Source organism: Rhizobium sp. CCGE 510 (genome assembly GCF_000292525.1).
Classification (GTDB): Bacteria; Pseudomonadota; Alphaproteobacteria; order Rhizobiales; family Rhizobiaceae; genus Rhizobium.
The window spans coordinates 20502-43098 of record NZ_AEYF01000013.1; the positions used below are offsets into that span (position 1 = coordinate 20502).

Genomic DNA, 22597 nt, shown 5'->3' on the forward strand with positions numbered 1-22597 from the left:
TCACGAACTGTGCACAATATCGTCTTGCGACATGAAGAATGCAAGGATTTTGCGCGGGTTTTGGGCCACACTTTGCGCAGTCAAACTCTATCTGGTCAGGAGGAGAAAATGGGTCCTTTCCCGCACGACGCGCCGCCATCCGAAATCACCGCCGACAACCCGGCCGGCACCGACGGCTTCGAATTTGTCGAGTTCGCGCATCTCGAACCTGAGAAGCTCAGCGAGCTCTTCACACGCATGGGCTATGTTGCGGTCGCCAGGCACAAGGTGAAAGACATCACCGTCTGGCGCCAGGGCGACATCAACTATGTCGTGAATGCCGAACCCGGTACGCATGCCGCTCGCTTCGTCGCAAAGCACGGTCCCTGCGCCGCGTCGATGGCCTGGCGTGTCGTCGACGCTAAACACGCTTTCGACCATGCGGTGTCGAAAGGCGCCACTCCCTATGAAGGTGATGACAAGCTGCTCGACGTCCCGGCCATTACAGGCATTGGCGGCTCGCTGCTCTATTTCGTCGAGACCTATGGGGCAAAAGGATCGGCTTACGATGCCGAATTCGATTGGCTTGCCGAGCGCAACCCGCAGCCTGAGGGGATCGGTTTCTATTATCTCGACCATCTGACCCACAACGTCTTCCGCGGCAACATGGACAAGTGGTGGGCTTTTTACCGCAACCTGTTCAATTTCAAGCAGATCCACTTCTTCGATATTGACGGCCGCATCACCGGTCTGGTCAGCCGCGCCATCACCTCTCCTTGCGGCAAGATCCGCATTCCGCTGAACGAATCGAAGGACGACACCAGCCAGATCGAGGAATATCTGAAGAAGTACCGGGGCGAAGGCATCCAGCACATCGCCGTCGGCACCGAGGATATTTATGGGGCCACCGACCGGCTTGCCGACAACGGCCTGCGCTTCATGCCGGGTCCGCCGGAGACCTATTACGACATGTCCTATGAACGGGTGAACGGCCATAGCGAACCGATCGAGCGCATGAAGAAGCACGGCATCCTCATCGACGGTGAAGGCGTGGTGAATGGCGGCATGACGAAAATCCTGCTGCAGATCTTCTCCAAGACCGTCATCGGCCCGATCTTCTTCGAATTCATCCAGCGCAAGGGCGACGAGGGTTTTGGCGAAGGCAATTTTCGCGCTCTCTTCGAGTCGATCGAGGCCGATCAGATCAAGCGTGGTGTCATCGGGACGGCAGCGGAGTAAACTCTCCCGCGCGTCTGAAAGACGCACGGCGGAGGGGAGAGTTACGGGAGGAGATAAGTATGGACCAGACATCGATCCAGACGGTCGACGGTGAAGCCGCGGCGGCTGTCAGGCTGAATTACATGCCGGGTTTCGGCAACGACTTTGAGACCGAGTCGCTTCCCGGCGCCTTGCCGCAGGGCCAGAACAGCCCGCAGAAATGCAATTATGGTCTCTATGCCGAGCAGCTTTCCGGCTCGCCCTTCACCGCGCCGCGCGGCACGAACGAAAGGTCCTGGCTTTACCGCATTCGCCCGAGCGTGCGTCACACTCGCCGCTTCTCCAACATCTCCTATCCGCTCTGGAAGACCGCGCCCTGCCTCGACGAACATTCGCTTCCCCTCGGCCAGCTTCGCTGGGATCCGATCCCCGCACCCGAGGAGAGGCTGACTTTTCTGCAAGGGGTGCGGACCATCACCACGGCGGGCGATGCCGCCACCCAGGTCGGCATGTCAGCGCATGCCTACCTCTTCAACGAGGACATGGTCGACGATTACTTCTTCAATGCCGACGGCGAACTGCTGATCGTGCCGCAGCTCGGCGCCATCAGGGTGTTCACCGAAATGGGCATCATGGATGTCGAGCCCCTGGAGATATGCCTCATCCCCCGCGGCATGATGTTCAAAATCCTCAGGACCGGCGAGCAGACGGTCTGGCGCGGCTACATCTGCGAAAATTACGGCGCCAAATTCACGCTGCCGGACCGCGGACCGATCGGCGCCAACTGCCTGGCAAATCCGCGCGACTTCAAGACACCCGTTGCCGCTTTCGAGGACAAGGAAACGCCGTGCCGTGTTCATGTGAAGTGGTGCGGAAAATTCTATGTCACTGATATCGGTCATTCGCCGCTCGATGTGGTGGCCTGGCACGGCAACTACGCCCCGTTCAAATATGACCTCAGGACGTTTTCTCCGGTGGGCGCCATCCGCTTCGATCATCCCGATCCGTCGATTTTCTCGGTGCTGACGGCGCCGACCGAAGATGCAGGCACGGCGAATGTCGATTTCGTGATCTTTCCGCCGCGTTGGCTGGTCGCCGAGCACACGTTCCGACCGCCCTGGTACCACCGCAACATCATGAGCGAGTTCATGGGCCTGATCCATGGCCAGTATGACGCCAAGGAGGAGGGTTTCGTGCCGGGCGGCATGAGCCTGCACAACATGATGCTTCCCCATGGGCCGGACGCGCTTGCCTTCGAAAAGGCATCCAATACCGAGCTCAAACCCGTCAAGCTCGATCACACCATGGCCTTCATGTTCGAGACCCGATACCCGCAGCAGCTGACGAAATACGCAGCCGAGCTGGAAACCCTGCAGGACGATTACCTCGAGTGCTGGGACGGCCTGGAACGCAAGTTCGACGGAACCCCCGGTATCAAGTGATAGCATCGGAATTGGCACATGAAACTTGCGACCTTGAAGGACTCCACCAGGGACGGCCGCCTTGTCGTCGTTTCCCGCGACCTCACCCGCTGCTCCGAAGTTGGCCATATCGCCCGGACGCTGCAGGTAGCCCTCGACGACTGGGAGCATGTCGCGCCGAGACTCCGGCTGATTGCCGAAGGCATCGAGACCGGCGCCCAGCCGACACTGCGTTTTCATGAGCATGACGCTACGTCACCTCTGCCGCGGGCCTATCAATGGGCCGATGGTTCCGCTTACGTCAACCATGTCGAACTGGTGCGCAAGGCGCGCGGCGCCGAGATGCCGGCAAGCTTCTGGACCGATCCGCTGATCTATCAAGGCGGCTCGGACAGTTTCCTCGCGCCGCGCGACCCGATCGTGATGGCCGACGAGGCCTATGGGATCGACATGGAGGGCGAGGTCGCCGTCATCACCGGCGACGTTGCAATGGGCTCAAGTCCGGAAGCGGCGCGCGAGGCCATCCGCCTGGTGGTGCTCGTCAACGACGTGTCGCTGCGCGGCCTGATTCCCGGCGAGCTGGCCAAGGGGTTCGGCTTCTTCCAGTCAAAGCCGGCTTCGGTATTTTCGCCGGTCGCGGTCACCCCCGACGAGCTCGGAGACGCCTGGGATGGCGTCAAGCTACATCTGCCGCTGCACGTCAGCCTGAATGGCAGGCCGTTCGGAAAGGCCAATGCCGGCGTGGATATGACGTTCGATTTCGGCCAGCTGATCGCCCATGCCGCCAAAACCCGCCATCTCGTGGCCGGAACGATCATCGGCTCGGGAACGGTTTCCAACAAGCGGGACGGCGGCCCGGGCAAGCCGGTCGAAGACGGAGGCGACGGCTACTCCTGCATCGCCGAAATCCGGATGATCGAGACGATCGAAACCGGCGCGCCGAAGACCCCCTTCATGCGGTTCGGCGATCAGGTCCGCATCGAGATGAAGGACCGTGCCGGCCATTCGATCTTCGGGGCAATCGAGCAGACCGTCGAACACTATGGGGAAGAGGGGCCGCAATGAACGAGGTCGTTCTTTACGACTACTGGCGATCGTCGGCGAGCTATCGTGTCCGCATCGCGCTCAACCTGCTGAAGATCGACTACAGGGCGGTGCCGGTCAATCTCCTGGAGGGAGCGCACAAGACGCCGGACTATCTCGCGCTCAACCCGCAGGGGCTGGTGCCGACCCTGGTGATCGATGGAAAGATCCTGACGCAGTCGCTCGCCATCATCGAGTATCTGGCCGAGCTGCGGCCGGAGTGCGGATTGCTGCCGGGAGACAGTGCCGATCGCCAGCACGTCCGGGCGTTGGCATACGCCGTCGCCATGGACATCCATCCGATCTGCAACCTGCATGTCGTGTCGCATCTCATGACCCTGACCGAGAAGGCTGACGCCCGCGAGGAGTGGATGAAGCATTTTATTGCCGCCGGACTTGGCCAACTGGAGGCGATGATCGGCGAAGCCGGCGGAGCCTTCAGCTTTGGCGATGCGCCGACCATGGCCGACCTCTGCCTTGTCCCGCAGGTTTACAACGCCCGTCGCTGGGGCGCTGATATCACGCATTTCAAGCGCATCATTGATATCGACGCCCGGTGCGCCGAACTGCCGGCCTTCCAGGCGGCGCATCCCGACCGTGTGAAGCCGTGATATCACCGCTGGGGTACAACGCATCAGGCTGAGGCCCGGTAACTGGACGGAGAGACTACGCGTCCCGCCAGGAAGGGAACGTCGCCGCCTGACCCAGCCGCCTGCCCGTTTCGTCGATAAGCTGCCAGACGGTCACCTTCTCGATCCAGAAACGGCGCCCGGATTTTGCGATCCTGAGGCCGCGACCATTGTCGACGAAACCATCGCGGGCGACACTATTCAACAGCCGCTGACGCTCGGCGCGATCAGGCTGCTCGGCCGAAAGCCGCGACGGCAGCGCGATGAATTCATCCCAGCTATATTCGAAACAGGTCTGCGCCGTGCGGTTCGCGTAGATGAAGCGCGGATCGGGCAGCGTATTGTGCGCGAGGACCACGAAAGGCGCGTGGTTGTAGAGCCAGTCCGGCCCTTGCCCGTCCTGGACAAGAGGACGACCGACGATGCGCATGTAGCTGCCGGTGAGAAGGGAGAAGAAATCGGGATCGCTCGTCAGGTCGAGGGCGTGATTGTCATAGGGAGAAGTCACGAAGGCCTCGTTGGTCAAATGCGTCGATGCAGGCGACATAGCCGATATTCAATGCGCACGTCTATGATGCCTTGTGAACCGCGATCCTTTCCCGGCGAGCACCGCCGTTTACCTTGTCCCATCACTTCTGATTGTGACGCTTGCCAGAAGATCGCCCGTTGTGCATTGATCGGATGCTGCTGGGGTCGCCATCAACATTCTCTGCGAAGCCATTGTTCTTCAGACCGTAATCGGCGTCGGCTGGGTGCGGACGGCCGGGATTCACGGGGGCAGGTGATTTCATCAGCTGGCTATACAGAGCCGCCAAGCTATGCTGCGAATGATGACAGGAGAGGTACAGGTGCTTGAGGGCTGGGGAAGAACGGGGAAATCCGTCTCGTTGATCGCGATGTTGCTGGCGTTCGTCGCCATGGCCGGAGAGGGGCATGCGGCAATTTCCTACCAACGTCTGGACGGCGCCCCGGGAGAGCGTGGCCTGGTGATAAAGGGCGTGTTTGAATTCTCCGACGATCCGACGCAGCTTGTCGACGAATACAAGCAGTCCCAAGCGGACTACATCAGCTTTGACTCGCCCGGCGGAAACGTGGTCAGTGCGATCAGCTTCGGCCGCGCCATCCGCGCGCTGAATGCAAGAACACTCCAGATCAGAGCCCTGGAATGTGCATCGGCCTGCGCCTTCGCCTTCGTCGGTGGCGTCGAAAGGTTTGCCGAGCCGGGCTCCATCGGCGTGCATCGGATTTCCCTTTCCGACGATATCCCCATGGACAACAAATTGGCAGTCTCGACCGTTCAATTGATGACCGGCGAGATCATCGGCTATCTCAACGACATGGGGGTCAGCCCCAATCTGCTTCAGCTCAGCCTGTCGATCGACAGCACCGATATAAGGTATCTCACTGCTGCGGAAATGCGGAACTGGAACATCAACACGCCCGAGGATATGCCTGCGCCGCAGGAAAGCGCGCCGCCGCCTGCCGCCGCGCCTGAGGTGAGCGCAACACCCGCCGATATGCCGTCTGACCCCAGCGCTTCCGAGGAGGCGGCCGCATCCGCACCCGGCGACCTGACCACGGAAGCTGTTGATTTCGTCAACCGGTACAATGACGAATGGTCAAAAGACAACGCCTCGGCGCTTGATTTCATGAAGAGCATCTATGCCGACCAGGTCTCCTTCTTCGGAACCTCGGTCGACAAAGACGTCGTGCTAAAGGACAAGGCGACCTTCGCCCAACGCTGGCCGCAGCGCATCTACAGCGTCAAGCCCGGCTCCGTGACTGCGAGCTGTGCCGGAAAATGCGAAATGTCGGGAATCGTTGAGTGGTTTGCCGGAAACAGGGACACGGGTAAGACTTCCTCCGGCATGGCGGAATTCTCCTTCGTGTGGAACACGGCCTCTCTGCAGATCGAGTCCGAGACTGGAAAGGTACTCGCCACGGACAAGGGGACCAAGGCGCCGGATCGGTTGATCCATCAGTGGACAGGACTGGACGACATCTGCCGCACGAGTGTCGATCGCGAGGGCGCCGAGACGCTACGGGCATGCAAACGGCGCGACGAGCTCGGTCCGCTGCTCAATCGTGTCGACTGGTGCTACGGCCATAACGATGAACCCGAGAGCGATAAAATGTGGCACAAATGCGATGCCAATTCCTATAGGTATGGCGAGTAAGGATCGCCGGTCCGCGGCGAGGTGTGGTAGTTTGTCCAAAGGGAGGGCGAGGTGGTCATTGCGATGACCACCGTCAAGCGATGACGGCGCCTAGCAGCCATCAAGCGCCTTTATCCTCGAGACCAGGGTCTTGCCAAACACGTAGGTGGTCTGGACATCGGCGCGACCCTGGCAGCGACGTCCATCATTGGTGACGTATTCGTACGAAACCCTGACATCATCATTGCCGCGCAGCGCGTGCCTGTGAGTTTGAGCGGCTGCGACATCGCGCCGAAGTAGGCGTGGATCGACGCTTCGTTGAGGGGCCTTGGCCGCGCTTCTCCGGAACGACCAAACGCTGAGGCGGTTTCACCATCGGCTGCAGCGAGCGCGGAGTAGAAGGCCGTCACCACCGTGCCCATAGGATCGTGCGGAAACGTCTTGCTCACCTCGGACGCCGGGTCAGGTCCGTCCTCGTCAATCGCGTCGTAAGTGATCCCACGGTTTGCGCCTTGGCGTGTCTTGGAAAAGCAAGATTTGCAGGTTGAGTAAGAAAAGTACGATCGTGAGATCTCGACAACTTACGCGGGATGACCAATGCTTCAAAACTGGGAGATTCGACCAGTCTTGGTCGACTGGGTTCGGGAGCATTAATGGAAATCACGCATTTTTCGCCACGCGATCTGCTGGGCGCCGCGAAGTGGAGCTCACTTCTCTTCACAACCTACTCGCTCAGCCTGTCTTTTCTGGAAGCTGTTCCGCTTTCGTCGGTCAACCGCAGCTTTAAAGACTTTACGGTACTGACCGATCTCGAAGGCTATCTCTCGTCCCTCAGCGACGTAGGCGCAATTGGCGTTGGCCGGGACTACGACCTCGTTCCGATCAAGGTCGATGGTGGCGTCTTTCATCCAAAAATCTCCCTGCTTGCGGATGACAGCGGAAACATTCGCGCCACGGTCGGCTCGGGCAATCTTTCGTTCGGTGGATGGGGTTACAACCACGAGGTGCTGGAGATTCTTCGTCCAGGTAAGGATTCGCGCTGCTTTGCCGATCTAGCCGAAATGCTAGAGGCGATGGCTGCTGCTTCAATCCCGGGACGTCGCTTCGAGTGTCTGAGGCCTCCAAGCCTCAATCAATTTATCGACATAGCACGGCGTGCGTCCATTCAGACAGGAGAAGGCAGAAGCCGTTTGCTCCATACGATGAAGGGCTCGCTCATTCCTCAATTCCGCGAGATGGCAGACGAGCTCGGAGGCGCGCGCGCCCTCACGATTGTTTCACCCTTCTTCACCCAGCACGCTGGCGTGGAAGCGTTGGCTTCAGGCCTTGAGTGTGCCGACGTGTCGGTAATGGTACCGCTAAGGGCCCCGTCAATGTTCGAATTCAAGGAGGCCACGATGGCCGGTTTTCCTTGCAAGCGGGTCACCAGCGAGCTTTTCGAAGATCGGCGCTCGCTCCACTCGAAGCTCTTCGATATCCAGTGCGAGAAAGGTCGGCTTGTGGTGACTGGTAGCGCGAACGCTACGGTGCCCGCACTGCTCGGTCGCAACATTGAAGCCGTCGTCGTCCGTCCAACCGACCGTTCAACTTCATTGGGCTGGCGCCCGACGACCCGGAGCGACAGCATTTCAACGGAGGAAAGAGAGCCTAAGCCATCGAGCGGGGCGGGGCTGATTGTCGACTACAAGGGCGGCGCCGTCGTCGGCCGGGTGATGGGCCTCGACGCGACCGGCGACTGGGATGCTTTTCTTTCCTCTGGAACTCGGCGACAGCAAGTCGGCGCCGTGTCGATCGACGGGAGCGGCAAATTTAGGTTCGCTCCTCCGTCGAACATGGATCCACTTACCCTTGCTACATCGGTTCAGGTGATCCTCATAAGGGGTGATATCGAACTTAGGGGCTGGCTAATCCTGCGGGATCTTATTGGAGCGATTTCACGGAGAGGTCCAATCGCGCGCGTCATTAACCGCATAATCAGTGGACTGGACACCCTCGCCGACGTCGGCGCAATCCTCGACTTTTTCGCCCGCGATCCCCAACTCCTGTTCGACGCGTCCGCCCGCTCGGGAGGTGGCAAGTCCGACCGCAAGGATGCCATATCGTTCTTCGGCCAAAATCTGTCAGCTTTGCGCGGCACCAGCGCGTTTGACATGGATGGGACAGGGACGGGACTGGAAGCCGCTCACTCCGGCGATGCTTTAATCGAGGCCCTTGTTCGCCACCTCGCGAATGCGATGCCGCAATCGCACGACGATGCTGCAGACTATCCCGACGAGGATAGCGAACCGCGTGTGGGAGAGGACGTGGTGCGGAAGCCTTCCATAAAAAACAAGCGGAGCAATCAGCATCTTCAATGGCCAATCGTCGAGAAGGCGTTCGAGCAACTCTTCGCCAAGCTCGAAGAGCACCCTGCAGGCTCACAGAGGGCGGCGGGCCTTTTCGTCTTGTTCGACATGATGATCCAAATCGTCCCTCGTACCGAAGCGCCGGACGAGCTCCTCCACTTTTTGATGCGCCGTTGGCACCGAGCGGCGGTCGGGGCCAGACCCACAGACACGGATCCGACGTCCCTCGATCAATGCTTCTCAATCATTGCTACACGGATGGTCATATCGGATGGGATGTTGGCACCGAGGATGCACGCCGCCCTGCAGACTTGGATCGGAGGGGAGTTGGACGAGGATTTCAAGAACCTCTTCGAGCCAACCGCTAGCGGTACCGAAGAGCGTCGGATCTATCCCGAAGGACAGGACGCCGAATGGAAACAGGCATGGGCGCGGCTAGTCGGGTCAAAGACACAATGGAGCGCGATGAAGGAGCTTAAAGCGGCTCTGGCGGTGGGTACGCAGGTTGTCACCATACCGGAAGGCGCCAGCCCCCAAGAGCGCAGCACCATCGAGAAGGTGGTCCAGGGTAAGTCCAAGCCCAGCCGCATCGCCTACCTTACGTCTCGGCGATCAGACAAAGTCGCGTGCCCAGCTTGCAACATGGGTCTGGCGCTCGAGCAGCGAGGCAGGCTCGCGGCCAAGCGTATTGCGTCATGCACCTACATGCGGTGCGGCTGCGTCGTCATCGACATCTCACTTTAAGGTATCGACCATGCGACTCGACGAAATCGACAGATCATTGGACGACGCTCCGGGTTTCAGGGTGGTCGGCGAACTCACGCTCACGGAGAGCGGCGTCGATCCGATTGGGCTAAGACAGCTCAATCTTGATCTTATGGACGCCACGGTCCCAGGCATCAACAATGTTACTCGGTATATCCGGCCGTACACCTTCATGGCTTGGGCGTGGTGGCGAGCCGCGCGATACGCCCAACGCAAGGGCATGACGCCTGAAACGATGCACGACCTCGTCGCGAGATATGAGGCGATGTACGCGTGGTCACACTCCATGGTCGGTAGTCCATTCCGTGGCGAGGTCACAGTAAGAAGATACCTCAACGCCGAACCAGGGACCGACACATTTACCTTCTCCGGACCGAACTGGGAGCGCTACAAGAAAGAGCGGACCAGCTTCATGGCGCCTACCGAGTATGGGCCTTCGATAAAGGCGCTGCGGTTTTTGAAGCCGGAAGATGGGATGTTCGGTTGGGCCGAGGAGGCGCTTCCCGCCCTCGAAGCGATCGACGCCATTATATCCGCCAGTTTGCCGGCGCGGTTCTTTGAGCTGGATCCTCCGACCATTCGTGTCAAGGAGTTGGAAATGTTCGCCGAGGTACTGCACGTCGATGATCCGACGGATGCCGAAGTCGAAGTGTTTCGTCAACTCTTCTACGAAGTCGGCAGCTCTAACCGGGCTTGGAAAGAAGTCCGCCGGCGCAAGGCGACGATCGATCTGCTGCGCTCGATCCTTGTTGACGAAGGCCCGCTCGATATCGATGGCCTGCGTCGCGCCCTGTCAAAAAACGGCGCCATCGTATCGAACGAGGGCGATCTTGCGGAAATGCGCAAATCGGCAACCATGCTTTGCCATTTGCAGGTTCGCCAGCTTCAGCGACTTGCCACCGAAACCCTGATGCTGTGGGTTGAGGTGTTCCTTAGCGAGACCTCAAACCGTTCACGCAGCATTGACGATATAACGGACCATGCGCATCAGATGTCCCGGCTGCAGGACGCCGACTATGCGAACAGCGGATCCGTCGGAGAGTACATGGAACGGATACGCGCTGCAGCGAAAGACAAAGGCTGGCCTGCCGGCGCTGCTCTTCCACACACAGGTGTCGTGGAAATGATGCATGCTCTTCAGCACGCCCAGTACTCGGAGCGGCCTCGTATTCCAGCACTAGTGGCAAGGTCTGTAGCTATTGTCCGGGCAGTGACAAAGGAATTCGAGGGTAGGGATCTTCCCGAGGGCGTCCTGAACGCGATCGAGGGACGTCCGGACAGAATGCCGATGGGTCTGATGACACGCCGGATTGATGCGCTTTCAGAGAGACCACTCTCCGCTTTGTGGAGAGAGGTCGTGGAGCGCTGGGTTATAGGCCAACATGTCCACTGGTCCGCCGTACGAGGTGGTGACGGAAAGAAGCGCTTGAGGATCGGCCTCGAGGGTGACGGCTGGATGCTTGTGCGCAAGCAGCCTAGCGGCGGCTTCGCACCGACGCCGGACAGGCTTTGGACGCTTCTCGCGCTTGGAACCGCATGCGGTATTTTTACGACGTCCGACGAATGGGAGTTCGACGTCGCGTAATTGAGGACGGTATCTAACGGAGAATACATGCGAAATTGGTTCAAACGGGGCGAGGAGACGAAAATTGCAGCACCGGAGCACAAAGAGCCCGAGGACGTGACAAGCCTCGCTGTCGAACCGGTGACTCATCTTGACCAGTATCTTGCCTACTACATAGGAAGAAGGAAGCCCGGATACGCAGTTCTCGTCACCGGCGACTGGGGCAGCGGCAAAACCTTCCAGGTTCGGAACGCGTTGCCTGACACGCACTCCTATTACGTCAGCTTGTTCGGCCTCAATACGCCCGAAGATGTTGAGGCCCAGGTATTTACAAAGATGTTCCCTTGGGCTTCCGCGGTCAAACGGGTAGCCGACAAGGTAGATGGCACGTCCGTCAACATACCGGTTTGGGGCGCCATCGGCACTGGAGGCCTGGCCGGTTGGATCGCAGGATCCTTGATAAGGAACCAGGTGGATCTCTCCCGACCTCTGATCTTCGACGATCTTGAGAGATGCACTGTTGCCAACGACATCTTGCTGGGCCTCATCAACCGATACGTGGAGCACCATGGATGCAGGGTGATCGTCATCGCCCACGACACGAAGGTCGTGAAGTCGTTCGCGGAAAACAAGGAGAAGGTTTTCGGCCAAACAATCAATATCGTGCCGAACGTCGAAGCTGCGTTTCAAGCGTTCGTCACGTTTTTCGAGAGGCCCGGCGTCGCTGATCGTCTAGGTGAGAAGAGACGGGAGGTATTATCCATGTTCCGAGAATCCGGCGCGGCCTCGCTTCGTGTTCTAAGGCACGTGGTCGAGGACGTCGGTCGTCTGGTAAATGCTCTCGAGGATCGTCACCTCGCGAATGACATGGCCGTCATTGAGCTGATACGAATGTTTTCAGCGCTGGCCATTGAGACACGGTCCAACAGACTGGAGCGCGCGGACCTGCTCAAGCGTGGCGAAAAGATCTTCGGTTTTCGGATGGATCGGGGCCGCAACCGCGCCGACCCGCCAGAACCTCCGGCGTTCGTTGCCGCGGCGCAGAAATATTCGTCCGTCGACATCTCCAGCACGCTGCTAGGGGACGAAGTGCTGATCGAAATGCTGTTCGATGGACGTTTTGATCAGGGGCACATCCGAGACAGCCTGAACCGAAGCGCCTACTTTCTGGAGAAGGAGGCAGCTCCGCCCTGGCAGGTCGTGGGGAGCTTCGACAAATTGGACGACCAAGACGTCGACCAGGCGCTACAGCGAATGAACGAGCAATTTGAAAAGCGCGAAGCGTCTTCGTCTGGCGAGATCCTGCATATCGTTTCGTTGAAGATGATGATGGCTTCAAGCGGCGCTTCAAAGAGTACGCTGCGACAGGTAGCGGACGCCTCAAAAACCTATATCGACGACTTGCTTAAGGCAGGGAAACTGCCTCCTAGACCGGCAGGTTGGATGTGGACTGACGATTTTGCATCGTCGCACGGTGGAGTTGGATATTGGGTCGCCGATTCGTACAAGGCGGAGTTCAAAGAGGTTTTCGATCATCTTGTAGTTTCACGGATCAAGGCGAGGGATAAAATGCTGCCGGGAGAGGCACCCGCACTTCTGGAGGTGCTGAAGTCAAACGGCCAGAAGTTTTTCGAGAAGGTCTGTCATACGCACAATGGCGTGATGGAGTATGAGGACATACCGATCCTCGCGCACATCGAACCATCCGACTTCGTGGACGCATGGCTCCTTTCGCCGAAAACGGGTTGGTACTGGATTGGAAATGCACTCAAGCAGCGTCGAAACGCAGCACCCCAATATCCGGCGCTCGCCGCAGAGATCGCCTGGTATCCGAAGGTTCATCGCGAAATGCTGAACCGCGGGAAGTCGGAAAGCGGTCTCACGCGCGTCCGGATCGAACGTGCAGCGGATCTCATAGGGCTCCCAAGATCGACGCCCCGCACCTCCGGGCCCAGGCCCGCCGCGACGCCTCGAACGCCCGCTGCATCCTAAGCCTATCCAAGCGACCGGTCTCTTCTGATAGTCGCTGCAATCGTGGCGCGTCCGTGAACGTCTCCAATGGCAAATGTTTTCGTCCGCTTCGCCGAATATTACGCGCGGCTCGAACGTGAGTAATTATCTCCGTGCGCTTTTCAATTAATGTTTTATCTCGTCCGAATTTGCTCATTCGGACGAGATCATTACTGCATCACTTTAGTGGCCGTGCGACAAAATAACTGACTGCCTATAGAAGAGTAGGGAGAGCCTACTCAGCTGCACCCGCTGGTCGCCCCACACGTGTCGCACTTCTCGCAAGTCCCATTCCGCACCATCGTGAAGTTCTGGCACTCCGAGCACATGTTGCCGGTATAGCCCTGCATGATCGAGCGTTGGCGGCGTTCGGCTTCCCGCTTCTTGGCTTCGGATTTCGCCGTCGCCGCGTCCGCTGCTGCCTTGTCGGAGAAGAGTGCGGTGGCGTCGCTGGTGATTTCCTCGGTTACCTCTTCGGCAATCTCTTCGGCCAATTCCTTGGCGCGCTCCTCGTAATCGCGCTTGAAGGCGACGATTTCGGAGGTGGAGATGGCAACCGTCGGTTCCAGCTTGCGAGCAGCGCTGCCGGCAAAGACGGTGACGGTGCCGGTCGAAGTGGCGCGGGCAGGGGCGGCGGTTGCCGCACCCTTAGGTTCGCCCGCCTGGCGTTCGCCGCCGGTGCCGGAAACCAGCGTCGGCTTGTAGCCGCGGGTCCAGCCGGTGGAGAGCAGGTTGGTCTTGCCTTCCTGGATGCCCTTGCCGAGCGCGGTGTTGGAGAAATCCGACGTATCGACATGCGCCAGGTCATGGCGGCCGAGATAGGAGACGGCAAGCTCGCGGAAGACATAGTCGAGGATCGAGGTGGCGTTCTTGATCGCATCATTGCCGATGACCATGCCGGCCGGCTCGAACTTGGTGAAGGTGAAGGCCTCGACATATTCCTCGAGCGGCACGCCGTATTGCAGGCCGAGCGAGATGGCGATGGCGAAATTGTTCATCATCGCGCGGAAGGCAGCGCCTTCCTTGTGCATGTCGATGAAGATCTCGCCGATGCGGCCATCGCCGAATTCGCCGGTCCGGAGATAGACCTTGTGTCCGCCGACGGCAGCCTTCTGGGTATAGCCCTGGCGGCGGTTCGGCAGTTTTTCGCGTTCGCGGGAAACACGCTCGACCACTCGCTCGATGATCTTCTCGGTGATGGTGACGGCCTGGGCGGCGACAGGCGCCTGCAGCAGTTCCTCCAGCGCATCCTCATCGTCCTCGTCTTCGATCAGCGAGGCATTAAGCGGCTGCGACAGCTTCGAGCCGTCGCGATAGAGTGCATTGGCCTTAAGGCCGAGCTTCCAAGACAAGAGGTAGGCGTTCTTACAATCCTCGACGGTTGCGTCGTTCGGCATGTTGATGGTCTTGGAAATCGCGCCCGAGATGAAGGGCTGGGCGGCCGCCATCATGCGGATATGGCTTTCCACCGAGAGGTAGCGCTTGCCGATCTTGCCGCATGGATTGGCGCAATCGAACACCGGCAGGTGTTCGGCCTTCAGGAAGGGTGCGCCTTCCAGCGTCATCGCGCCGCAGACATGGATGTTGGCGGCTTCGATGTCCTTCCTGGAGAAACCGATATGGTCGAGCAGGCTGAAGCTCATGTCGGCGAGCTGCTCGTCGGAAACCTTCAGCGTCTCCTTCAGGAAGTCGGCGCCGAGCGTCCACTGGTTGAAGACGAACTTGATGTCGAAGGCGCTCTTCAGCGCGGCGTTGACGGCTTCCACCTTCTCGTCGGTGAAGCCCTTGGTCTTCAGCGTCGACGGGTTGATCGCCGGCGCCTGGTTCAGGTTGCCGTGGCCGACGGCATAGGCCTCGATCTCGGCAATCTGGCTTTCGGAATAGCCGAGCGTGCGCAGTGCGTCGGGCACGGCGCGGTTGATGATCTTGAAGTAACCGCCGCCGGCGAGCTTCTTGAACTTGACGAGGGCGAAGTCAGGCTCGATGCCGGTGGTGTCGCAATCCATGACGAGGCCGATCGTGCCTGTCGGCGCGATGACGGAGACCTGGGCATTGCGGTAGCCATGCTGTTCGCCGAGCGCGAGCGCCTTGTCCCAGGCCGATTTGGCATGGGCGACGAGATCCTGGTCCGGGTTTTCCGAATGGATCAGCGCGACCGGGTCGATCGACAGGGCCTCATAGCCGGAGGTTTCGCCATAAGCGGCGCGGCGATGGTTGCGGATGACCCGCAGCATGCTCTCGCGGTTCGGCGCGAAGTTCGGGAAGGCCCCGAGTTCGCCCGCCATTTCGGCCGAGGTCGCATAGCAGACGCCGGTCATGATCGCGGTCAACGAACCGGCAATGGCGCGGGCTTCGATGGAGTCGTAGGGAATGCCGGAAGACATCAGCAGGCCGCCGATATTGGCATAGCCGAGGCCGAGCGTGCGGTATTCATAGGAGAGTTCGGCAATGCGCTTCGACGGGAACTGCGCCATCATCACCGAGACTTCGAGCACGACGGTCCACAGGCGAACGGCGTGTTCGTAATCGGCAATGTTGATGCGCTTGGTGGCCTTGTCCTTGAACTGCAGGAGGTTCAGCGAGGCAAGGTTGCAGGCCGTGTCGTCGAGGAACATGTATTCCGAGCACGGGTTCGAGCCGCGGATCGGGCCGCCGGCGGGCGACGTGTGCCAGTCGTTCATCGTCGTGTTGAAGTGGATGCCCGGATCGGCCGAAGCCCAGGCGGCGTAGGAAATGGTTTCCCAGAGATCGCGCGCCTTCAGCGTCTTCATCACCCGGCCGTCCTTGCGGGCGGTCAGGTTCCATTCGCCGTCATTTTCGACGGCGCGCAGGAAGTCGTCCTTGATCGAGACCGAGTTGTTGGAGTTCTGGCCGGAGACCGTGAGATAGGCTTCCGAATCCCAATCCGTGTCGTAGGTCTTGAATTCGAGATCCTTGTAGCCCTGGCGGGCGAACTGGATGACGCGCTGGACGTAATTCTCGGGAACCTGGTCCTTCTTGGCAGCGCGGATTTCGCGCTTCAGGGCAGGGTTCTTGGTGGGGTCGTAGCAATCGCCATCGTCGCCGCCTTCGCAATTGAAGCAGGCCTTCATGATCGCCTTCAGGTGCCTGGCGACGATCTTCGAGCCGGTGACGAGGGCCGCGACCTTCTGCTCTTCCTTGACCTTCCAGTTGATGTATTCCTCGATATCGGGATGGTCGATATCGACGACCACCATCTTCGCCGCACGGCGCGTCGTGCCGCCCGATTTGATGGCGCCCGCTGCACGGTCGCCGATCTTCAGGAAGCTCATCAGGCCGGAGGAGCGGCCGCCGCCGGAAAGCTTTTCGCCTTCGCCGCGCAGCATCGAGAAGTTGGAGCCGGTGCCGGAGCCGTATTTGAACAGGCGCGCTTCACGCACCCAAAGGTCCATGATGCCGCCTTCGTTGACGAGATCGTCCTCGACCGACTGGATGAAGCAGGCATGCGGCTGCGGGTGTTCGTAGGCCGACTTGGACTTGGTCAGCTTGCCGGTGAAGGGGTCGACATAGAAATGGCCCTGGCCGGGGCCATCGATGCCATAGGCCCAGTGCAGGCCGGTGTTGAACCATTGCGGCGAGTTCGGGGCAACGCGCTGGGTGGCGAGCATATAGGCAAGCTCATCCTTGAAGGCCGAAGCATCTTCCTCGGAGGAGAAATAGCCGCCCTTCCAGCCCCAATAGGTCCAGGTGCCGGCAAGACGGTCGAACACCTGGCGCGCATCGATTTCGGAGCCGGTCTGCTCGTCCTTGGACAGGGTCTTCAGCGCCGCATCGTCGGGAACGGAGCGCCACAGGAAGGAAGGAACGTCGTTTTCCTCGACCTTCTTCAGCCGGGTGGGGACGCCGGCCTTGCGGAAATACTTCTGCGCCAGAACATCGGTCGCGACCTGGGAGAACTGCGCGGGAACGTCGATATTCTCGAGGCGGAACACGATCGAACCATCGGGGTTCTTGATCTCGCTCGTCGCCTTGCGGAATTCGATATCCGCATAGGCGCCTTGTCCGGGCTTCGTGAAACGACGTTCGATGCGCATGGTCTTGACCTCGTGTTGGCGCCCGGTCCCCGCGACCGGGGCGCAAAATTCCTATCCGGCGGCACTTTGTCGTCGTGCAGCCAGTCTCGTTTCCGTATTGTCACAGGGGTGTCATCCGGAGATGCCCTTCCTGTATCTTGTGGTGATGGTGGCTGCAAACGCTAAATATAGTATTAACAGCTTATTATCGCCAGTCCTGATGTCACTTTTTTTGGAGGCTGAAAATCGCGCAGAAATCCCGTCAGGCCTGTTTCCGTTCCCGGCACATCGCCCTGATTCTGCATCCAATTTTTCAAAAGGGAACCGGTCTCGTTACCTCCGGTCCTGTCGCCGCCGCAACATCAGAGACAGTAAGTTTGAAACAGGTGATTCCGTCAAGGGCTGGCCGTTAATTGATTGCTAACCACAACATCTTGTGGATGCGCCTGTGAAGATTGGGGAAAGCCGGGGAGCCCTGATATAACAATGACTTGCAGGCGTCGCCGGCTAAGGAAAGGCCTGGAACGGCAAAAAAGCGTCTTGCGGCAAATCTTGTGATGGCATTTTCGCCGCAAATCGGCCTGCTGATTCGGCGCGGAAATTGCACTCTTCAGAGCGCATCGATGGCAATGGTGACGATGGCGACGCCGATCGGTCTGTCTTCGTCATCCATGACGACGAAGCTCGCCTGGGTTTCAAGCATCTGGGTGGATTCGTTGCGTTCCGCCCGGTCGATGAAGATCTCGCGGGAGCCGTTGGCGAAGGTTCTGAGGTACTTCTCCTCGTCGCCCTGCCAATAGTCGGTAGTGATGGTGCTTTGCCCCACGTTCAGCCCGTGACTGTCGGTGACGAAGAATTCGACGATCGCCCCCTGCGAGGCGTCCTGCCTGGTTTTCAGGTAATGCGACACGGATTTGTCGAGCAGCAGCTTGACCATCTGCAGATGGTGCTGATCGACCTCCGACCGGTAGGTCTCGTCGAGCACCCGCATATCCATTTCGCTGACATCGCGGAACTGTGCGTTCTGCTCGGCGATGGCTTTCAGCACCAGCGGCGTTTCCACCATCGGCCGGACCTGCGTCTCGACATAGTCGCGCACGAGGGGAATATAGGCAGGCTCGGCGCGGGCGGGCGCCAGCGAAAACAGACATGCCGCCAACCCGACGGCCATACTCGTTCTCATACGCCCCCACCGCGCCATGTTACTTCCCTATGCCGTATCGTCGCTGCACGCTTTAAGCGCAAATTGACGCGATTCGCACGCTGCCTAGTATATGAGCATAAGTTAAAATAGATGTGCAGATCCAGATAGCGGATTCACGAGGCCCCGCGGACAAAATCTGGAACAATTTCAAGTGGTAAATACGAGGATCGCGCGCTCTGATCGGCGATCAGCGCGGGCCCTTGGCGATCGGCTCCTGATAGGTGAAGCCCATGTCCCAAGGGAAGTAGATCCAGGTATCCTGGCTCACCTCGGTGATGAAGGTATCGATCGTGGGAACACCCTTCGGTTTGGCATAGACGCAGGCGAAATGCGCCCTCGGCATCATGGTGCGCACCTGAACGGCGGTCTTGCCGGTGTCGGTCAGATCGTCGACGACGAGCACGCCTTCGCCGCCATTTTCCTGAAGCTCGGGTGCTATTCCCTTGAGCAGCGTCATGTCGCCCTGGTTCACATAGTCATGATAGGAGGCGACGCAGACGGTCTCGATCAGCCGGATGTTCAGTTCGCGCGAGATGATCGCGGCCGGGACGAGGCCGCCGCGGGTGATGCAGACGATCGCCTTGAACGTCTGGTCGAGGCCGGCAAGCCGCCAGGCAAGGGCGCGCGCATCGCGGTGGAACTGATCCCAGGAAACGGGAAAGGCTTTATCGGGAAGGGACATCGGGCTGCTCCGCGGCATGAAAAAACAACACGCCGTTCGCCGGCGACCGGACGAACTCCAGGCGGCGATGGCAAAACGCAAATCGCGCAGCCGGAACTGCGCGAGATCGCGAGCTGCACTGCGCGAGTTCGCGAGCTGCAACGCGCGAGATGTGGCCAAGGCTCGAAGCCGTCATCGGTCGCCGCAATTAACGGAATTTGCCGGCAAAAGGCAAGAGCGGCGATGATCGCTGCAACCGTCAACGCGACAACAGCGTCAGCGCCGTCATCGACTGCAGCAAGGTCTTCGTCGTGCCGCCGAAAATCATCTGCCAGAGCCAGGAATGCGTGTAGGCGCCCATCACCAGAAGATCGATGCTGTCGTCCGAAAGCCGGTTCTCGATCACATGCGAGGTGTTTTTGTCGACGCTTCGGGCTGTCGCAAGCGTCGTTTTCACGCCGTGGCGGGCGAGCGTCGCGGCGATCTCGGCGCCTGGCGTCAGCGGCGATTGCAGTGCTGTGTCGGCCGGATCGACCGAAAAGATCTCCACCTCGTCGGCAGCCTTGAGGATCGGCAGCGCGTCGAAGGTGGCGCGTGCCACCTCTTTCGAGCCGTTCCAGGCGATCAGCACGCGCTTGATCGGCTTCGGCTGCCGGATGACATAGGGGATTATCAGCACCGGCCGGCCGGTTTCAAACAGGAAGCTGTCGACGTCGACATGACTGTCGGAGGGTTTGGCCGGGTCGGCCTGCGAGGCGATCAGCAGATCGGCGCTGCGCGCGCTTTCGATCAGCGGTGCGGAGCCGTAGCCGGTGGATGTTGCAAAGCTGCGCCATTCGGAGGAGCCACCCGATGCTTCAGCCTTGGCGCGAAAGATCCGCTCCACCGCCATCGTTTCGCCGTGCGCCATATCCTGCAGCGCCTGCACGGCGACCGGATCGGGGATTTCCATCGGCGCCACCAGCGGCACGGCGGAGATGGTTTCGGCATGCAGACCGATCACATGGGAGCCGCTTTCGGCGGCGAAGGCAAAGGCGAAATCGGCAACCGCGCTGCTATTGTCCGCTGTATCGAGAATGGCGAGAATGGTTTTGTAAGACATATCAATTCTCCTTGCGCTGAAATGGCGTGCGCGAGGGAAGGAATGCACCGGACCGTTCTTCCGTTCCTTGACGGAGATCAAGCTCGGTCCCCGGTTCCGGCATAGTCCTCAAGCCTCGGCGGAATGGTTTTCGGCAATGTCCTTTCGCTGGCGGATGGCGTCGATCATGGCGTGCACCTCGGCGCCGGCCGCATCGATCGCCGCCTGCGAGCGACCGCGCACGACGATCTCGGTCGAGAATTTCTGGCCGATATATCGGGGGTAGGAACCGATGCTGGTGTCCGGATGGGCTTTCTGGATTGCGGTCAAGGGCGTGCCGATCTCGCCTTCGCCGTAAGGGCAGGCGATGGCGAGCGACAGCACCGGCGTGCCGGTTCGAAGCGTCGGCAGCACATTGTCGACCATTGCCTGGAAGACCTGCGGAACGCCGGCCATCACATGGACATTGCCGATGATGAAGCCCGGCGCCGTCGACACCGGATTGGCGATATGGACAGATCCGCGCGGCATGCGCGCCATGCGCTGGCGCGCCTCGGTGAATTCCATCTCGCGGCGACGGTACATATCGGCAAGCAGCCTCATCGCCTCTTCATCATATTCGCAGGGCACGCCGAACGCCTTGGAAATGGCATCGGCGGTGATGTCGTCATGTGTCGGCCCGATGCCGCCTGACGTGAAGACGTAGTCATATTGAGCGCGAAGCGCGTTCAGCGCCTCGACGATCGCCTCCTCGTCGTCGGCGACGATGCGCACCTCCTTGAGGTCGATGCCGGAAAGCGTGAGCAGGTCGGCGAGATGGCCGATATTCTTGTCCTTGGTGCGGCCGGAAAGAAGTTCGTCGCCGATGGCGAGCATGGCGGCGGTGACGACGATGGCATGGCTCATGGGATTTTCCGTGAAATGAGGCTGGTGAATAGGTAGCGCCCTTCGGCCGCTTTGCAAACAGCCGAGCATGATGCCGAAAAGTGTAAGCGGTTTTCGGACGACATCATGCTCTCACTACATAATTTATAACCGGATTCAGATTTAGGTCGACCGGTCTAAAATCTGAATCCGGTTCTAGCAGGCGCGTTCATTCCAGCCGGAATGAGAAGCGCAAGTGAATTTTGGTCTACGGGCGTTGAACACTGCGTTCTTCAAGGCGGGGCTGTGTGCGGATGAACTCGCTGATAGAATCTTCCCGACCATGACATTCAACCCACTGCGTGAAGGAAGATCGAAGATGGCGAAGGTTCTCGTCCTTTATTATTCGGCTTACGGCCACATCGAAACCATGGCCTATGCGGTTGCTGAAGGCGCCAAGTCGGCCGGAGCCGACGTCACCGTCAAGCGCGTTCCGGAACTGGTTCCGGAAGAAGTCGCCAAGGCTTCCTACTACAAGGTCGACCAGGCCGCTCCGATCGCTACCGTCGAAGAATTGGCGGACTATGACGCGATCATCGTCGGCGCCGGCACCCGCTTCGGCACGGTCGCTTCGCAGATGCGCAATTTCTGGGATCAGACGGGCGGCCTCTGGTTCGCCGGCAAACTCGTCGGCAAGCTCGGTTCGGTCTTCACCTCTTCGGCAACCCAGCACGGCGGCCAGGAATCGACCATCCTCGGCTTCATCCCGACCTTCCTGCACCAGGGCATGGTCGTTGCCGGCCTGCCTTATGCCTTCCAGGGCCAGATGGGCACCGAGGAAGTCAAGGGCGGCTCGCCCTACGGCGCCTCCACCATCACCAACGGCGACGGCTCGCGCCAGCCTTCCGAGATCGAACTCGAAGGCGCGAAATACCAAGGCGCCCATGTCGCCAAGCTTGCTGCCAAGCTCGCCTGATCTTTGACGCGGAATGATAAGGCGCGGCGAGCGTAAGCTTGCCGCGCCTTTTTTATTTTATCCCTTGGAGATTGGCGGCGGCTTGTATCGTCTTCAGCGGTTTGGTCACGTCGCATCACGCCGTCTGGCCACGATCTTATGCAAATCCAATAATGGTGCGGACGGCGGGGGTCGAACCCGCAAAGCCTAGGCCGAGGGATTTTCTTACCAGCTACGGCTTTCGCCGCCGCCTTCCGGCGTTTGTGGTCTGGACTATACCTTCACCCTAGCGTCTGCCTTAGGTGCTGCCCGTCTAGTCTCTACACCTTCCCCTTGCGGGGCTTGGCTCGGGATTGCCATCTGAAAGGTTTCCCCGACTTTGAGCAGTTCTACATCAGGCGTTTCCGCCAGTGCACTCAATTTTGTTTTAAGTCCCTTGTGTCTACCAATTCCACCACGTCCGCGTGGGTATCTTCCTGCTAACAAAGCGGGACGGTTTTCTCAACCGATATTCAGGGGTTGGGATGCGATTCCGTTTCAAAGTCTGGAGACCTCAATCACTCCTCTACGATTTTATATCGGCTTGGAAAGACGAGGGTCGGATATTGGGCGTTGGGAACATGGCTTT

15 protein-coding genes are annotated in these 22597 nt (G+C 59.5%); 9 read left to right on the plus strand and 6 right to left on the minus strand.

Annotated elements, in window-relative coordinates; genetic code table 11:
- The first annotated feature begins 108 nt into the window (after positions 1 to 108).
- Genes hppD through maiA form a run of 4 tightly spaced genes read left to right on the plus strand, consistent with a single transcriptional unit; the run spans position 109 to position 4312 of the window.
- A complete protein-coding gene (gene hppD / locus RCCGE510_RS06450; protein WP_007628282.1) occupies positions 109 to 1218 on the plus strand; it encodes a 4-hydroxyphenylpyruvate dioxygenase in 1110 nt (369 codons plus the stop codon).
- 59 nt (positions 1219 to 1277) lie between these two features.
- Entirely contained in the window at positions 1278 to 2639 is a 1362-nt protein-coding gene (gene hmgA, locus RCCGE510_RS06455) for a homogentisate 1,2-dioxygenase (RefSeq protein ID WP_007628283.1), read from the plus strand.
- Positions 2640 to 2657: 18 nt separating this feature from the next.
- Complete coding sequence (locus tag RCCGE510_RS06460) at positions 2658 to 3683, plus strand: fumarylacetoacetate hydrolase family protein (protein ID WP_007628284.1); 1026 nt, start codon at positions 2658 to 2660, stop codon at positions 3681 to 3683.
- Positions 3680 to 4312, plus strand: a complete 633-nt coding sequence (gene maiA / locus RCCGE510_RS06465) for a maleylacetoacetate isomerase (RefSeq protein ID WP_007628285.1) — start codon at positions 3680 to 3682, stop codon at positions 4310 to 4312. Before RCCGE510_RS06460 ends, maiA begins: the two co-directional genes overlap by 4 nt.
- 55 nt (positions 4313 to 4367) lie before the next feature.
- Here maiA and RCCGE510_RS06470 read toward each other — a convergent pair whose 3' ends face one another.
- On the minus strand, positions 4368 to 4838 hold the full coding sequence (locus tag RCCGE510_RS06470) for an MEKHLA domain-containing protein (protein WP_007628286.1): 471 nt from the start codon (positions 4836 to 4838) through the stop codon (positions 4368 to 4370).
- A gap of 340 nt (positions 4839 to 5178) precedes the next feature.
- Between RCCGE510_RS06470 and RCCGE510_RS06475 the strand changes: the two genes are divergently transcribed.
- The 4 genes from RCCGE510_RS06475 to RCCGE510_RS06490 all read left to right on the plus strand — a co-directional run bounded on the left by RCCGE510_RS06475 (position 5179) and on the right by RCCGE510_RS06490 (position 13152).
- Positions 5179 to 6507, plus strand: a complete 1329-nt coding sequence (locus RCCGE510_RS06475; protein WP_037077964.1) for a hypothetical protein — start codon at positions 5179 to 5181, stop codon at positions 6505 to 6507.
- 632 nt (positions 6508 to 7139) lie between these two features.
- Positions 7140 to 9575, plus strand: coding sequence for a phospholipase D family protein (locus RCCGE510_RS06480; RefSeq protein ID WP_007628298.1), 2436 nt, complete (start codon positions 7140 to 7142; stop codon positions 9573 to 9575).
- Positions 9576 to 9585: 10 nt separating this feature from the next.
- Positions 9586 to 11181 carry a hypothetical protein gene (locus tag RCCGE510_RS06485; protein WP_007628300.1) on the plus strand — a complete coding sequence of 532 codons (1596 nt, stop codon included), beginning with the start codon at positions 9586 to 9588 and terminating at the stop codon, positions 11179 to 11181.
- A gap of 27 nt (positions 11182 to 11208) precedes the next feature.
- The gene (locus RCCGE510_RS06490; protein WP_007628301.1) at positions 11209 to 13152 is read left to right on the plus strand and encodes an ATP-binding protein; all 1944 of its coding nucleotides are present in this window, start codon (positions 11209 to 11211) and stop codon (positions 13150 to 13152) included.
- Between the two features lie 257 nt (positions 13153 to 13409).
- On the opposite strand, the gene RCCGE510_RS06495 is transcribed toward RCCGE510_RS06490, so the two are convergent.
- The 5 genes from RCCGE510_RS06495 to RCCGE510_RS06515 form a co-directional block, all read right to left on the minus strand.
- Positions 13410 to 17225, minus strand: a complete 3816-nt coding sequence (locus RCCGE510_RS06495) for a vitamin B12-dependent ribonucleotide reductase (protein WP_007628302.1) — start codon at positions 17223 to 17225, stop codon at positions 13410 to 13412.
- Between the two features lie 589 nt (positions 17226 to 17814).
- Positions 17815 to 18405, minus strand: a complete 591-nt coding sequence (locus tag RCCGE510_RS06500) for a hypothetical protein (protein ID WP_037077970.1) — start codon at positions 18403 to 18405, stop codon at positions 17815 to 17817.
- Positions 18406 to 18595: 190 nt separating this feature from the next.
- Entirely contained in the window at positions 18596 to 19090 is a 495-nt protein-coding gene (gpt, locus tag RCCGE510_RS06505; RefSeq protein WP_007628304.1) for a xanthine phosphoribosyltransferase, read from the minus strand.
- A 238-nt stretch (positions 19091 to 19328) separates the two neighbouring features.
- Positions 19329 to 20171, minus strand: coding sequence for a universal stress protein (locus RCCGE510_RS06510; protein ID WP_007628305.1), 843 nt, complete (start codon positions 20169 to 20171; stop codon positions 19329 to 19331).
- Between the two features lie 108 nt (positions 20172 to 20279).
- Positions 20280 to 21056, minus strand: a complete 777-nt coding sequence (locus tag RCCGE510_RS06515) for a competence/damage-inducible protein A (protein ID WP_007628306.1) — start codon at positions 21054 to 21056, stop codon at positions 20280 to 20282.
- A 337-nt stretch (positions 21057 to 21393) separates the two neighbouring features.
- Here RCCGE510_RS06515 and wrbA point away from each other — a divergent pair, with 337 nt between their 5' ends.
- Entirely contained in the window at positions 21394 to 21990 is a 597-nt protein-coding gene (wrbA, locus tag RCCGE510_RS06520; RefSeq protein ID WP_007628307.1) for an NAD(P)H:quinone oxidoreductase type IV, read from the plus strand.
- Positions 21991 to 22597: the final 607 nt, after the last annotated feature.